The sequence below is a fragment of the Streptomyces sp. URMC 129 genome (assembly GCF_051386415.1).
Lineage (GTDB): Bacteria > Actinomycetota > Actinomycetes > Streptomycetales > Streptomycetaceae > Streptomyces.
The window spans coordinates 13,363-27,134 of record NZ_JBPQTQ010000015.1 but is presented as its reverse complement, the minus strand read 5'-3'; the positions used below and the strand labels follow the sequence as shown (position 1 = coordinate 27,134).

At 75.9% G+C, this 13,772-nt stretch carries 14 protein-coding genes; 10 read left to right on the top strand and 4 right to left on the bottom strand.

Translation table 11 applies throughout. The features are described from left to right. Positions 1-19: 19 nt before the first annotated feature. Positions 20-844 carry a (2Fe-2S)-binding protein gene (locus tag ACSNOC_RS05245; RefSeq protein ID WP_436746045.1) on the bottom strand — a complete coding sequence of 275 codons (825 nt, stop codon included), beginning with the start codon at positions 842-844 and terminating at the stop codon, positions 20-22. Between the two features lie 149 nt (positions 845-993). Here ACSNOC_RS05245 and ACSNOC_RS05240 point away from each other — a divergent pair, with 149 nt between their 5' ends. Continuing rightward, positions 994-1,734 carry a GntR family transcriptional regulator gene (locus ACSNOC_RS05240; RefSeq protein ID WP_436746044.1) on the top strand — a complete coding sequence of 247 codons (741 nt, stop codon included), beginning with the start codon at positions 994-996 and terminating at the stop codon, positions 1,732-1,734. Positions 1,735-1,756: 22 nt separating this feature from the next. Here the strand turns inward: ACSNOC_RS05240 and ACSNOC_RS05235 are convergent, their stop codons facing one another. Continuing rightward, positions 1,757-2,530 (bottom strand): hypothetical protein, encoded by a 774-nt coding sequence (locus ACSNOC_RS05235; protein WP_436746043.1) that lies wholly within the window; start codon positions 2,528-2,530, stop codon positions 1,757-1,759. Positions 2,531-2,704: 174 nt separating this feature from the next. On the opposite strand from ACSNOC_RS05235, the gene ACSNOC_RS05230 reads away from it, so the two are divergent. Then, entirely contained in the window at positions 2,705-3,760 is a 1,056-nt protein-coding gene (locus tag ACSNOC_RS05230) for a DUF3533 domain-containing protein (RefSeq protein ID WP_436746042.1), read from the top strand. Between the two features lie 29 nt (positions 3,761-3,789). On the opposite strand, the gene ACSNOC_RS05225 is transcribed toward ACSNOC_RS05230, so the two are convergent. After that, on the bottom strand, positions 3,790-5,439 hold the full coding sequence (locus tag ACSNOC_RS05225; protein WP_436746041.1) for a PucR family transcriptional regulator: 1,650 nt from the start codon (positions 5,437-5,439) through the stop codon (positions 3,790-3,792). Positions 5,440-5,676: 237 nt separating this feature from the next. On the opposite strand from ACSNOC_RS05225, the gene ACSNOC_RS05220 reads away from it, so the two are divergent. From ACSNOC_RS05220 to ACSNOC_RS05200, 5 genes are read left to right on the top strand one after another with little or no spacing between them, the layout of a single operon-like run. Beyond that, the gene (locus ACSNOC_RS05220) at positions 5,677-6,564 is read left to right on the top strand and encodes an FAD binding domain-containing protein (protein WP_436746040.1); all 888 of its coding nucleotides are present in this window, start codon (positions 5,677-5,679) and stop codon (positions 6,562-6,564) included. Further along, entirely contained in the window at positions 6,555-7,073 is a 519-nt protein-coding gene (locus ACSNOC_RS05215; protein WP_436746039.1) for a (2Fe-2S)-binding protein, read from the top strand. Before ACSNOC_RS05220 ends, ACSNOC_RS05215 begins: the two co-directional genes overlap by 10 nt. Further along, positions 7,070-9,460 (top strand): xanthine dehydrogenase subunit D, encoded by a 2,391-nt coding sequence (gene pucD / locus ACSNOC_RS05210; RefSeq protein WP_436746038.1) that lies wholly within the window; start codon positions 7,070-7,072, stop codon positions 9,458-9,460. The genes ACSNOC_RS05215 and pucD overlap by 4 nt, the downstream gene beginning before the upstream one ends. Before the next feature lie 16 nt (positions 9,461-9,476). Next, the gene (locus tag ACSNOC_RS05205; protein ID WP_436746037.1) at positions 9,477-10,664 is read left to right on the top strand and encodes an XdhC family protein; all 1,188 of its coding nucleotides are present in this window, start codon (positions 9,477-9,479) and stop codon (positions 10,662-10,664) included. After that, on the top strand, positions 10,612-11,712 hold the full coding sequence (locus ACSNOC_RS05200) for a winged helix DNA-binding domain-containing protein (protein ID WP_436746036.1): 1,101 nt from the start codon (positions 10,612-10,614) through the stop codon (positions 11,710-11,712). Before ACSNOC_RS05205 ends, ACSNOC_RS05200 begins: the two co-directional genes overlap by 53 nt. Positions 11,713-11,734: 22 nt before the next feature. Here the strand turns inward: ACSNOC_RS05200 and ACSNOC_RS05195 are convergent, their stop codons facing one another. Then, entirely contained in the window at positions 11,735-12,427 is a 693-nt protein-coding gene (locus ACSNOC_RS05195) for a hypothetical protein (protein ID WP_436746035.1), read from the bottom strand. Positions 12,428-12,723: 296 nt separating this feature from the next. Here ACSNOC_RS05195 and ACSNOC_RS05190 point away from each other — a divergent pair, with 296 nt between their 5' ends. The 3 genes from ACSNOC_RS05190 to ACSNOC_RS05180 are packed head-to-tail and all read left to right on the top strand — an operon-like array spanning position 12,724 to position 13,716. Further along, positions 12,724-13,050 carry a DUF5955 family protein gene (locus tag ACSNOC_RS05190; protein WP_436746034.1) on the top strand — a complete coding sequence of 109 codons (327 nt, stop codon included), beginning with the start codon at positions 12,724-12,726 and terminating at the stop codon, positions 13,048-13,050. A 28-nt stretch (positions 13,051-13,078) separates the two neighbouring features. After that, on the top strand, positions 13,079-13,351 hold the full coding sequence (locus tag ACSNOC_RS05185) for a hypothetical protein (RefSeq protein WP_436746033.1): 273 nt from the start codon (positions 13,079-13,081) through the stop codon (positions 13,349-13,351). After that, on the top strand, positions 13,348-13,716 hold the full coding sequence (locus tag ACSNOC_RS05180) for a helix-turn-helix domain-containing protein (protein WP_436746032.1): 369 nt from the start codon (positions 13,348-13,350) through the stop codon (positions 13,714-13,716). The genes ACSNOC_RS05185 and ACSNOC_RS05180 overlap by 4 nt, the downstream gene beginning before the upstream one ends. Positions 13,717-13,772: the final 56 nt, after the last annotated feature.

Below are 13,772 nucleotides of genomic sequence, written 5' to 3'. Positions count from 1 at the left end.
GGGGGAAGGGAATCTGTTATCAGCTTGCGGCCAGCCTGATAACTCGCTCGGCGTCGCAGGTGCGGGGGCAGGTGACGCAGGTGTCCTGGGGCCGCAGCGTGTAGTACATGCAGCAGCTCGCCCGGTCCCTGGTCCGCAGCCGCTTCCCGTCGGGCCCGGTCAGCTCGCGGAACGCGGCACCGCGCGCGAACGGCGCGGTGGAGCCCGGCAGCAGCAGTCCGGCCTCGGTCATCGCCCGCTCCTCCTCGCCGACGAGGCTGCCCATGTACCAGAGCGCTTCCACCAGTTCGTCGGTCGCCGCGCCCCACAGCGCGCGCGGCCCGCGCCGCATGTGCGGGCCGAACGCCGCGAGAATCGGCCCGAAATGATCGGCGGCGGCCCGCCGCACGGCGGCGCGCAGCGCCTCGTCGCCGTGGACCACGCGCGCCAGCGGGTGGCTCGCCGCCGGGTCGTCGGGCAGGCAGGTGAACGCGGTGGCGCGGACCGTGACCCGGCCCTCGCCCGGGTTGAACGAGACGTCGTCGGGCGTCAGCCACGGAACGCGGCGCAGCAGGAAGTACGGGAAGGTGAACAGGACGGCGGCCGGCCAGGCGTAGCGGTGGAGCGCGAAACCGGCGACCACGTCGGGCCGGGCGCGGGTGCCGTACTCGGCCCGGAGCCGTTCGTCGTTCCTGGCGAGCAGCTCGGCCAGGGCCGGGCCGCCGGCCGCCAGCTCGCTCGCCCGCGTCCACCCGTCGCCGTGCCGCGGCGCCTCCTCGCTGACGCGCAGCGCGGGCATCACCTCGGCGACGCGGGCGAAGGCCGGTGCGAGGGGCGTGGTCCGGGCGAGGGCGGGCACGTTCATGAGCCACCGTTCTGGATCGAATGCCGACCGTGGACAGGTAAGGCTTACCTTACCCGAGAGGGCGCGGGGGTGTGCCGGAGGGGCGAGTGCCCCTAGGGTGGCGAAACTGAACACCGTTGACACACAGGCGGGATGGGACGGAGCGACGGATGAAGCCCACCCGAACGGACTCAGCCGTACCGGTGCCGTCGCCGGACACGCTCCGGGCCGGACGGCGACCCGGCCCGCGCCCGCTGCCCGAACGGCACTCGGTGCGCGACCAGGTGCTGGCCGCGCTGCGCGAGGCCCTGGCCCGCGGCGAACTCGCCCCGGGCGAGACGTACTCGGCGCCCGTGCTCGCCGAGCGCTACGGCGTGTCGGCGACGCCCGTGCGGGAGGCGATGCAGCGGCTGGCCAGCGAGGGCGCGGTGGAGATCGTGCCCAACCGGGGATTCCGCGTCGCCGGGCGCAGCGCGCGCGACATGGCCGAACTGGCCGAGGTGCGCGCCGCGCTGGAGGTGCCGGCCGTCATGCGGCTGGCCCGCGCCCTGCCGCCGGAGCACTGGGACGGGCTGCGCCCGCTGGCCGACGCCACGGTGCGCGCCGCCGCGGCGGGCGACCGGGCCGCGTACGCGGAGGCGGACCGCGCCTTCCACCGGGCGCTGCTGGAGCCGACCGGGAACCGCCACCTGGTCGCGGTCGCCGAGGACCTGCACCGCAGGGCCCAGGCCCCGGCCGCGCACGGCGCGCTCCCCGACGCGGGCGAACTCCTCGCGGACGCCCGGGAACACCTGACCCTGCTCGACACCCTCCGCGCCGGCCACCACGCGGAGGCGGAACGCCTGGCCCTGCGCCACCTGACGCCCCCGGCGCAGCGGGAGTCACCGCCGCGGCCCCCGTCCGGCGACTGACCGGACCGGCCCGCCGGGCGGCTCAGGGTGCCGGGTCGAAGGCGGGGGCCAGCCAGCGGGGGACGCCGCCCAGGGCCCGGTGGAGGCGGAACGCCTCCGCGCGCAGCCGCTCCGCCTCGGGCTCCGGCCGGACCTCGGCCAGGGAGACCAGGGCCGGGGCGATGCCGACCAGGAAGCCGGTCTCCTCGCGCAGCCGCAGGGATTCCGCGAAGCCGTTCCGCGCCTCCGCCAGGTCGCCCGCGGCCAGGGCCAGGGCCGCCAGGTGGCGCCAGGTGCAGGAGGCGAGCAGCGCGTCGCCGTGGCCGAGGGCCGCGTTGTGGGCGCGGCGGAACCCGGCCTCGGCGGCCTGCGGGTTGCCCGTCACGTGCTGGGCGACCAGCCCGCGCCGGAAGTCGAGCAGTGCGCGGCCGGGGGAGTCCGGCGCCAGCAGCGCTGCGGCCCGGCCCAGCGCGGCGCGCGCCTCGTCGGCGCGGTCGCGCACCCGCAGCAGCGTCGAGGCGTACGCCAGATAGCCGCGCTCGCACGCGGCGGTGCCCCGTTCCTCGTCGTCCAGGGACATCGACTCGGCCGCCCGCAGGGCCTCCTCGGCCCGCTCCCAGCCCTCGCCGGTGAACATGCAGCGCTCCGCCAGCAACTCGGCGCGCACCAGCGCCGCCCACGGTTCCGTCCTGGCGGGCTCGTCGAGCAGCGCCGCGGCCTCGTCCCAGCAGCCCCGCGAGCGCAGCCGCCACACGGCGCCGTCCGCGACAACCGCCCCCGCCGCCCGAACCTGATGGGGTACGGCGGTTTCCGTCACATGGCCTCCTGGGGGCACGTTGTCGAGCCGGTCGTCCGTGATGTGAGTGCATCTCAGCACGAGCGGCCCGGCCCGGCCAAGAGGGGTGCGTGAAACACTTCACAAACCGGCCGCGTCAGCCGATCGGTCTTGCCGCGGTCGCGGGCCCGTGCCCCGGCGACCACGATGGGCGCCATGGACCGGATAGCCGGATACGGCACAGCCGACAGCCGAGCCGAGGCGCGCGGCGCCGTGACGCCGCGCGCCGCGCTGCTCGTCCTCGGCGTGCTGCTGCTCCACCTCGCGTTCATCGCCTCCTACCTCGGCGCTCTCCACGATCCGGAGCCCGACGGCGTCCCCCTCGCGGTCGTCGCGCCCGACGACATGCGCGACCGGCTGGTGAGCCGCCTCGACGCGCTGCCCGGCGGGCCGCTCGACCCGGACCACCGGGCGAAGGACGCCGAGGACGCCCGGCGCCAGGTGGAACGGCGCGATGTCGACGGCGCGTTGATCGTGGATCCCGGCGGCACGGCCGACATCCTCTACGTCGCCACGGGCGGCGGCTCCTCGCTCGCGCAGGCGCTGACCGACGTGGTCCGCGAGGCGGAGGCGGCCGAGCAGCGGTCCGTGACCGTGGAGGACGTCGCCCCGGCCGGCGAGCGGGACAGCCGCGGACTGTCGGCGTTCTATCTGATCGTCGGCTGGTGCGTGGGCGGTTATCTGTGCGCGGCGGCCCTCGCCGTCAGCGCCGGTGCCCGCCCGGCCACGGCCGGGCGGGCGGTGCGGCGCCTGGTGCTGCTCGGGGTGTACGCGGTCCTCGCCGGGCTCGCCGGAGCGGTGCTCGCCGGGCCGGTGCTGGACGCGCTGCCGGGGCGGGTGCTCGCCCTGGCCGGGCTCGGCGCGCTGGTGGTGTTCGCGACCGGGGCGCTGACGCTCGCGCTCCAGGGGCTGATGGGGATCATCGGCATCGGGGTCGCCCTGCTGATCGTGGTGGTGCTGGGCAACCCCAGCGCGGGCGGCCCCTACCCGTATCCGCTGCTGCCGCCGTTCTGGCAGGCCATCGGCCCGGCGCTGATCCCCGGCGCGGGCACGTGGATCGCGCGGTCCATCGCGTACTTCGACGGACGGGCCGTCCTCGGGCCGCTGCTGGTGCTCACGGCCTGGGCGGTCGCGGGGGCCGTGTGCACCGTGCTGTTCGCCAGGATGCGCGGCGGCCCGCGTTCGTCGCTGGACGAGCTGAGCTTCCAGTAGGGCGGCACCGGCGAGGGCCTGGCGGCGCGTCAGCTCATCCGGAGCGCCAGGAAGAAGTCCAGCTTGTCCTCAAGACGCGTCAGGTCGCGGCCGGTGAGCTGCTCGACGCGTCCGATGCGGTAGCGGAGGGTGTTGACGTGCAGGTGCAACCGGGCGGCGCACCGGGTCCAGGAGCCGTCCGCCGCGAGGAACGCCTCCAGCGTCGGCACCAGTTCGGCCCGGTGCCGCCGGTCGTAGTCCCGCAGCGGCTCCAGCAGCCGCGCGGTGAACGCGCGCCGCACGTCGTCGGGGACGAACGGCAGCAGCAGCACGTGCGACGCCAGCTCCCCGTGCCCGGCGCCGGACACCTGCCCCGGCCGGGCCGCGGCCACCCGCAGCGCGTGCCGGGCCTCCTCCAGCGCGCCGCGCAGGCCCTCCGCCGAGGGCACCGCCGCGGACACGCCGAGCGTCAGCCGCCCCTCGCCGCCGAGCCCCGCGGCCAGCACCTCCCGGACCGGGCCGAGGACCGTCTCGGCGCGCAGCGGCCCGCCGCCGCCCCCGGCGACCGTGGCGCTGTCACCGTCCTCCGCCCGGACGGGCACCAGCGCCACGGCCTCGCCCCCGCCGTGCGCCACCGCGGCGCCCGCCTCGTGCGCCCCGGCGTCCGTCAGCAGTTCCTCCAGCAGGGCGCGGCCCACCGGCCCGGTGTCGAAGTCCGCGTCCGGCCACGTCACCCGGGCCGTGACCACCTGCCACCGCACGGCCGCCGGGCCCGGCACCGGCCCCGGCGCGGCCACCCGCAGCCGGGCGGCGACCTCGGCGGGCGGCGCGCCGGAGGCCAGCAGGTCCAGCACCTCCTGCGCGAGCCGCCGCGGCACCGCGCGGGTGGCCTCCCGGCGGTCCCGCTCGGCGGCGATGAGCTGGGCCACGCCGTCCAGCAGGTCCAGCCGCTGGGCCGGCCAGTCCCGCGCGTCCGCCCGTACGGCCAGCAGCCAGTCGGACAGCAGCGTGCGCCGCACGTCGCCACCCGTTCCGGCGCGCACGGGGAAGAGGGAGTAGACGACGCCGTCCACGACCGCCCGGTACGGGCCGCGCCGGCCCGTCCGCGCGGCGGTGAGCTGGTGCGCGGCCAGCTCCGCGCCCAGGCCCCCGGGCAGCCGCTCCTGCCGGGCTGCGGCGAGGGGGCGCCCGGTCGCCGACAGCAGCCAGGCCCGCAGGTCGAGGTCGGAGGCGAGGAGGTCGAGCACCGCCCGCGGGCCGCCGCCCGCCGGGCCGGCGGACATCAGCCGCCGGTGCCGTGCCACCACGGCGGCCAGGTCGCCGGCCCGTTCGCCCGAGACCTGCCGGACGACGTGCTCGGTGATCTCCGCGAAGCCGACCTCCTCGGCCACCGCGAACAGCGGCAGCCGGTGCCGCGCGCAGGCCGCCGCCAGGTCCTCGGGCACCGCGCCGAACTCCGCCTCGCCGGCCGCCAGCGCGGCCACGCCCGCGTCGGCGAGGATGCGCACGAAGGGCTCGGAGTCCTCCGGGCCGCGCCACCAGGCCAGGCCGGTCAGCACCAGCTCGCCGCCGCGCAGATAGCGGCTGGGGTCGCGCAGGTCGGTCGTCATCACACCGCGCACGCGCCGGCCCAGTCCGGCGGTGCCGCTGAGCAGCCGCAGGCCGAGGTGCCCGCTCTCCAGCAGCGCGCTCAGTCGCATCGCGGTTCCCGTCCCTGTTCTCGTGTTCGTGCTCGTGTGTCCCCGGTGTTGCGCGTCCGCTGCCGGACGGTTGCCGGTGCCGCTTGTTCGTATGAATCTACAAGAATGGAGAGAAGCTCGGTCCGGTGCTTCGGCCCATCCGTGACTGCCGGGGGCGGCCATGATCCCGGTGTACTGGGACAGGGCCGGTCCGTCCGCCCTGTCGTGGTGTTGTCGTACGAGCGGGAGAGCACACAGATGGAATTCCTTCGCCCGGCCGGCTGGGAGGAGGCGCTCGCGGCCAAGGCGGCGCACCCCGACGCCGTGCCCCTGGCGGGCGGCACCGACCTGATGGTCGAGCTGAACTTCGACCACCGCCGCCCCGAGCGGCTGCTCGACCTCTCCCGCGTCCGGGAGCTGTACGAGTGGGAGAACGGCGCGGACACGGTACGGCTCGGCGCCGCCGTCCCGTACAGCGCCGTCATCGAACGGCTCAGGCCCGCGCTGCCCGGCCTCGCCCTGGCCGCCCACACCGTCGGCTCCCCGCAGATCCGCAACCGCGGCAGCGTCGGCGGCAACCTCGGCACCGCCTCCCCGGCCGGCGACGCCCACCCGGCGCTGCTCGCCGCCGGGGCCCGCGTGGAGGCGGCGTCGGTGCGCGGCACGCGGCTGATCCCCGTCGAGGAGTTCTACACCGGGCCCAAGCGCAACGCGCTGGCGCCCGACGAGCTGATCCGCGCCGTCCACATCGACGTCGCGGACGGCCCGCAGCAGTTCGCCAAGGTCGGTACCCGCAACGCGATGGTCATCGCGGTCTGCGCGTTCGGCCTCGCCCTGCACCCGGCCACCCGGACCGTGCGCACCGGCATCGGCTCGGCCGCGCCGACCCCCGTCCGGGCGCGGGAGGCCGAGGACTTCCTCGGCGGCGTGCTGGCCGAGGGCGGCCACTGGGACACCGGCCGGCCCGTCCCGCCGTCCGCCGCCCGCCGCTTCGCGGAGCTGGCCGCGGCGGCCTGCGCGCCCATCGACGACGTGCGCGGCAGCGCGGACTACCGCCGGCACGCGGTGGGCGTGCTCGCCCGCCGCACCCTGCACTGGACCTGGACGGCGTACGCCGGGAACGAAGGAGGCGCACGGTGCGCGTGAACCTGACCGTGAACGGCCGCCCCCGCACGGCCGACGACGTGTGGGAGGGCGAGAGCCTGCTCTACGTGCTGCGCGAGCGGCTCGGCCTGCCCGGCGCCAAGAACGCCTGCGAGCAGGGCGAGTGCGGCTCGTGCACCATCCGGCTCGACGGCGACCTGGTGTGCGCCTGCCTGGTGGCCGCCGGGCAGGCCGAGGGCCGCGAGATCACCACCGTCGAGGGCCTGGCCGCCGAGGACGGCCGGCTGGCCCCGATCCAGGAGGCGTTCGTGGCGGCGGGCGCCGTCCAGTGCGGCTTCTGCACCCCCGGCCTGCTGATGGCCGCCGACGACCTGCTGACCCGTGTCCCCGACCCCGCCGACGCCGACATCCGCGAGGCGCTCTCCGGCAACCTGTGCCGCTGCACCGGCTACGAGAAGATCCTCGACGCCGTCCGCCTGGCCGCCGCCAGGACGGCAGGCGACACCGGGCCGGCAGGCGGCGCCGGGCCGGAAGGGACGGCCGGGGCATGAGTGTCACCCGCGCCCCCGAGGGGCTCACCCAGCGCGGCGACACCGGCGGCGGGACCGGCGGCATCGGGGAGTCCACGCCCCGGCCGGACGGCGTGCTGAAGGTCACCGGCGAATTCGCGTACTCCTCCGACCTGTGGCACGAGGACATGCTGTGGGGCCACACCCTGCGCAGCCCGCACGCCCACGCCCGCATCGACGGCATCGACATCTCCGCCGCCCTCGCCGTGCCCGGCGTGCACGCCGTCCTCACCCACGACGACCTGCCCGCCGCCACCCACTACGGGCTGGAGATCCACGACCAGCCGGTGCTGGCCAGGGACGTCGTCCGGTACCAGGGCGAGCCGGTCGCCCTCGTCGCCGCCGACCACCCCGAGACCGCGCGCCGCGCCGCCGCCCGCATCCGCGTCGCCTACACCGAACTGCCCGTCGTCCACGACGAGGCGAGCGCCACCGGCCCCGGCGCGCCCGTGCTCCACCCCGGCCGCGCCGACCACCACGCCGCGCACGCGCCGCACCCCAACATCGTGCACCGCCAGCCGATCCGGCACGGCGACGTCGCCGCCGCGGCCCCCACCGCCGATGTCGTCGTCACCGGCACGTACGAGGTCGGCATGCAGGACCAGGCGTTCCTCGGCCCCGAATCCGGGCTCGCCGTGCCCGCCCCGGACGGCGGCGTCGACCTCTACATCGCCACCCAGTGGCTGCACGTCGACCAGCAGCAGCTCGCGCCCGTCCTCGGCCTGCCGCGGGAGAAGGTCCGGCTCACCCTCTCCGGCGTCGGCGGCGCGTTCGGCGCCCGGGAGGACCTGTCCATGCAGGCCCACGCCTGCCTGCTGGCCCTGCGCACCGGACGGCCCGTCAAGATCGTCTACAACCGCCGCGAGTCGTTCTTCGGGCACGTCCACCGCCACCCCGCGAAGCTGTCCTACGAGCACGGCGCCACCCGCGACGGCAAGCTCGTCTACGTCAGGGCCCGCATCGTCCTGGACGGCGGCGCCTACGCCTCGTCCTCCCCGGCCGTCGTCGGCAACGCCGCCTCCCTCGGCCTCGGCCCCTACGAGGTGCCGCACGCCGAGGTCGAGGCCCTCGCCCTCTACACCAACAACCCGCCCTGCGGCGCGATGCGCGGCTTCGGCGCCGTCCAGGCGTGCTTCGCGTACGAGGCGCAGATGGACAAGCTCGCCGCCGCCCTCGGCATGGACCCGGTGGAGCTGCGGCAGCGCAACGCCATGAGCGAGGGCTCCGTCCTCCCCACCGGCCAGGTCGTGGACTCCCCGGCCCCGGTCGCGGAGCTGCTGCGCCGCGTCAAGGCCAGGCCGCTGCCGCCCGAGCGGCAGTGGGAGACCACCGGTACCGGCGGCACCCGCGCCACGGACGTCCGGGCCCTGCCCGGCGGGCTGTCCAACACCAGCCACGGCGAGGGCATCGTGCGCGGCGTCGGCTACGCGGTCGGCATCAAGAACGTCGGCTTCTCCGAGGGCTTCGACGACTACTCCACCGCCCGCGTCCGCCTGGAGACCATCGGCGGCGAGCCGGTCGCCACCGTCCACACGGCGATGGCCGAGGTCGGCCAGGGCGGCGTCACCGTCCACGCGCAGATCGCCCGCACCGAACTGGGCGTCACCCAGGTCGGCATCCTCCCCGCCGACACCCGGGTCGGCTCGGCCGGCTCCACCTCCGCCTCGCGGCAGACCTACATGACCGGCGGCGCCGTCCGGAACACCTGCGAGGCGGTCCGCGCGGAGGTGTTGCGGCGCGGCGCGGCCCGGTACGGCTGGGCCGCGCCGGAGCGGCTGCGGCTGGAGGGCGGCAAGGTCGTCACGGCGGACGGCGAGGTGCTCGCCGCGCTCGCCGACGTCCTCGGGGATGAGGCGATCGACATGGAGCTGGAGTTCCGGCACCGGCCGACCCAGCCGTTCGACCCGGAGACCGGGCAGGGCTTCGGCCACGTGCAGTACTCGTTCTGCGCCCACCGCGCCGTCGTCGAGGTGGACACCGACCTCGGCCTGGTCAAGGTCATCGAGCTGGCCGCCGCCCAGGACGTCGGCAAGGCGATCAACCCGCAGGCCGTCGTCGGGCAGATCCACGGCGGCAGCGTCCAGGGCCTGGGGCTCGCGGTGCTGGAGGAGATCGTCGTCGGACCGGACGGGAGGATCCGCAACCCGTCCTTCACCGACTACCTGATCCCCACCATCCTCGACACCCCCACCATGCCGGTCGACGTGCTGGAACTGGCCGACGAGCACGCCCCCTACGGGCTGCGCGGCGTCGGCGAGGCGCCCACCCTGTCCTCCACCCCGGCCGTGGTCGCCGCCATCCGCCAGGCCACCGGGCGTGCCCTGACGCGCGTCCCGGTCCGGCCCGAGCACATCGTCGCACCGGCGTAGGACAGGGGGAACGGCCATGCTGGACATCGCCGCCGAGCTGCTCGCCTGGTGCGACGACGGGCGCGACTTCGCCGTGGCCACGGTCGTCGCCGTGCACGGCAGCGCCCCCCGCCCGCCGGGCGCGGCGCTCGCCGTGGACGCCGGGGGCACCGTCGTCGGCAGTGTCTCCGGGGGCTGCGTGGAGGGCGCGGTCTACGAGCTGTGCCAGGAGGCCCTGGCGACGGGCGCGGTCCGCACCGAGCGCTTCGGCTACGGCGACGACGCCGCGTTCGCCGTCGGCCTGACCTGCGGCGGCGGCATCGAGGTCCTGGTGACCCCGGTGCTCGCCGGCTCCGCCGCCCGGCCGGTGCTCGCCGCCGCGCTCCGCGCCGTCGCCGAGGACGGCGCCGTGGCCCTGGCCCGGGTCGTCGCCGGGCCGGAAGACCTGCTCGGCGGCGCCCTGCTGGTGCGGCCCGACGGCACCCGGCACGGCACGCTCGGCGGCCCGCCGGCCCTCGACGGGACGGCCGCGGCCCAGGCCGCGGCCCTGCTGGAGCAGGGCCGGACCGGCACCGCCGACGTCGCCGCCGAGGGCGGCCGGTGCGGCGAACCGGTCACCCTGCTGGTGGAGTCCAGCGTGCCGCCGCCGCGCATGCTGGTCTTCGGCGCCGTCGACTTCGCCGCCGCCCTGGTGCGGGCCGGGGCGTTCCTCGGCTACCGGGTCACCGTCTGCGACGCCCGGGCCGTCTTCGCCACCCCGGCCCGGTTCCCCGGCGCCGCCGAGGTGGTCGTGGACTGGCCGCACCGCTACCTGGACACCCAGCGCCTCGACGCCCGCACCGTGGTGTGCGTGCTGACGCACGACCTCAAGTTCGACGTGCCGCTGCTCACACGCGCCCTGCGCCTGCCGCTGGCCTACGTCGGCGCGATGGGCTCCCGCCGGACCCACGCCGACCGGCTGCGGCGGCTGCGCGAGGCCGGGGTGACCGAGCACCAACTGGCCCGGCTGCGCTCGCCGATCGGCCTCGACCTGGGCGCCAGGACGCCGGAGGAGACGGCGCTGTCCATCGCCGCCGAGATCGTCGCCGTGCGGCGCGGCGGCGCGGGCGTCCCCCTCACGGCCACCGCCGGCCCCATCCATCACGACGGCGCCCGGGACGTAGGGTCGGGGCATGACAACGACTCGCCGGCTCTCCCTCCGGGAGCTGAACCGCGCGCTGCTTGACCGGCAGTTGCTCCTGCGGCGGTCGGCCATGGACGCCGGGGCGGCGGTCGAGCACCTGGTAGGGCTCCAGACCCAGGTGCCGGGCAACCACTACACGGCGCTGTGGTCGCGGCTGGAGGGCTTCGACCCGGACGCCTTCTCCCGCCGGTTCGAGGCGCGGGAGTTCGTCCGGATCAGCCTCCAGCGCTCCACCATCCACACGGTCACCGCCCGCGACTGCCTCGCGCTGCGCCCGGTGCTGCGGCCCGGCCACGAGCGGCCCTTCCGCTCCGCGTGGGGGAAGCGGCTGACCGGCGTGGATCTGGACCGGGTGGCGGCGCGCGCCAGGGAGCTGGTGGAGCAACGGCCGCGCACGTTCCAGGAGCTGGGCGCCGAGCTGGGGGAGGAGTGGCCGGACGCCGACCGGCCGGCCCTGGCCCAGGTCGCCCGGCACGCCCTGGCGCTGGTGCAGGTGCCGCCGCGCGGGCTGTGGCAGCGCGGGGGCGCGGCCCGGCACACCACGGCCGAGTCCTGGCTCGGCGCGGAGCAGTCGGACGACACCGCCCCGGACGGCCTGGTGCTCCGCTACCTCGCCGCCTTCGGACCGGCTTCGGTCAAGGACGCCCAGATGTGGTCGGGACTGACCAGACTGCGCGAGGTGTTCGACCGGCTGCTGCCGCGACTTGAACGGTTCCAGGACGCGAACGGCGTCGAGCTGTTCGACCTGCCGGACGCCCCGCGCCCCGGCGAGGACGTCCGGGCGCCGGCCCGTTTCCTGCCCGAGTACGACAACCTCTTCATCGGCCACGCGGACCGGAGCCGCGTCATATCGGCGGTCGCCAAGGCCCGCACCTGGGCCGGGAACCGCGGCCTCCCCGTCTTCCTCGCCGACGGCTTCGTCCGCGGCGTCTGGCGCATCGACGCGGACGCCCGGCGCACCGCGGCCACGCTCACCCTCACCCCCTTCGACCGGCTGACCACCGCCGAGCGGGACGGCCTGGCGGCGGAGGGCGCGCGCCTGCTCACTTTTCACACCCCGGGCGCCGTCCACGACCTGCGCTGGGAGTGAGCCGGGCCGGCGCGCTTCGGCGTCAGCCCTCCCGGCCTGCCGCCGGTCCGTCCCGGAGCAGCCTGTCGGCCGGGTCGTTCACCGGCTGCGGGGTGCCCGCGAGGTCCAGCACGAACAGCGGCAGGGCCAGCTCGTCCGCCCGTGCCCGGGCCCGCCGTTGGTACCCGGCCAGCGAGAACGCGACCGGCGCCGCCGACTCCACCAGGCCGTACAGCCACACCGTCTCGATGTCCCCGGCCGCGGTCGGCTCGGTGGTCGGATTGACCAGGCCGACCACCGTGGGCCCGCGCAGGTCGATCCCGGAGACCGGGCGCGGCACCGAGACCCGCACCTCGGGAAAGCCCAGCCAGCGCAGGAACTGGGCGGCGCAGGCCACCACGTCGTACGCGGTCCTGATCGTCAGCGGCGGGAACGGCGTCCGCCGGCCGTCCTCCACGGGCAGGGCCTCCGGAGCCTTCCCGTCAGCCGCGAGCCGGACCGTCACCCCGCAGGGGCAGTCGAATTCCGGCTGCGGCCACTGCCCCGGCCGCCCGCACGACGGGCAGTCGAGCTCGGTCCACGCGCCCGCCCACGACCGGTGACGCACCGGAACGGGTGAACTGCCGTGCAGCAGGGGGACGGTCACCGGGGCACCGCAGGAACACGGGTAATCGGGCGGGACGTAGGTGTGCTCCCGGCGGCACGCCGGGCACCTCACAGGCACGCTTTTCGCCATCTGGCGCTCCAAGGACGGAACTTCTCTGCGAGATTCTCACAGTCTCCCGGACCGGGGGGAGCCCGCGCAGGCGTAAGGTGGTAGTGCTCACTCATGCCGCGCCGACCGCGTTTGTTCATCCGAATGTGACACGGAATCTCGCCCTCCGTATGGCGTGATGCGCGGACAGTGATATTTACTTTCCCTGTTCGGTCCGTCGGGCGCTCGCCACCCATGCGCGTCCGCGGACACGGCCGACGTCAACGGAGACGGCAGGGGAGGGCCGAGTGGCGGCAGGAGAAGCGGAGACTGCCCATATGGTGCGGAATTTCCCGCCCAGCGGGATGGACCCCCGCCTGCTGGCCTTGCGTGCGGCGGTGGACCGGCTGCGCAGAGATCTGCGCGCGTACCCGGCCACGCTCGCGGACCGCGAGGTCGCCGAGCGGGAATTGAGCGCCCTCGACGGCATGCATGCCGCCGGTGTGCCGGACACCTCCCTGCTGGGGCAGTCGCTGCTGCTGATCGCCGCCGCGGTCGGCTCGGTCAGCGCGCTGGCGCCCGGCGTGCACCAGCTCCGGCAGGCGGTCGAGCTCTTCGGCGTGTCGCACCCGCGCGTCCAGCCCAGTCGGCCGATCATCCGCTGATCGCCGGGCGACGCGTTAGGTTGGCCGCGTGCGACTGAGACTTGAGTTCACCACCGAGCCGTTCGACCTGGACGAGCCGCCGGAGCACGCGCTGGTGGCCCGCGAGGTGATGCGCGACGCCCCCCTCGACGCCGTGGACGTCGGTCCCTTCGGCAACACCGCCGAGGGCCCGGCCGACGCGGTCCTGGCCGCGGTGGACGAGCTGCTGCGCCGGGCGCTCGCGGTGGGCGCCACCCGGATATCGCTCCAGGTCAACGCCATAGCCACCGGCGGTGCCGCCGACGAGGAGGGCCGGACGTGAGCGTTCCGGGGGAGCGCCTGTTCATCGACGCGATCAGGCCGCTGGTGGACGCCATCGGCGGCGAGCTGGTCCCGCCCGGGGAGGCGCGGGACGACGACGTGGTGCTCAGCTGGGAGGGCACGGAGGCGGTCGCGGTGCGGCTGCCGCACCTGTCCGACTCGCTGGAGCACATCCTCGGCGAGCTGCGGCGCCGGTACGGGGTGCCGCTGTCCGAGCTGGACCGGCGGACCAAGCAGCAGGTGGTGCGGACGCTGGAGACGCGCGGCGCGTTCGCCATGCGGCACGGCGTCGAAACGGTCGCCGCCGCGCTGGGGGTCAGCCGCTTCACCGTCTACAACTACCTCAATCGTTCAACAAACTGTTGACGTTTTCTCGCCGGGCCGGTTAGCTGGGTGCCTGCCGACGACCGACGAGAGCGAGG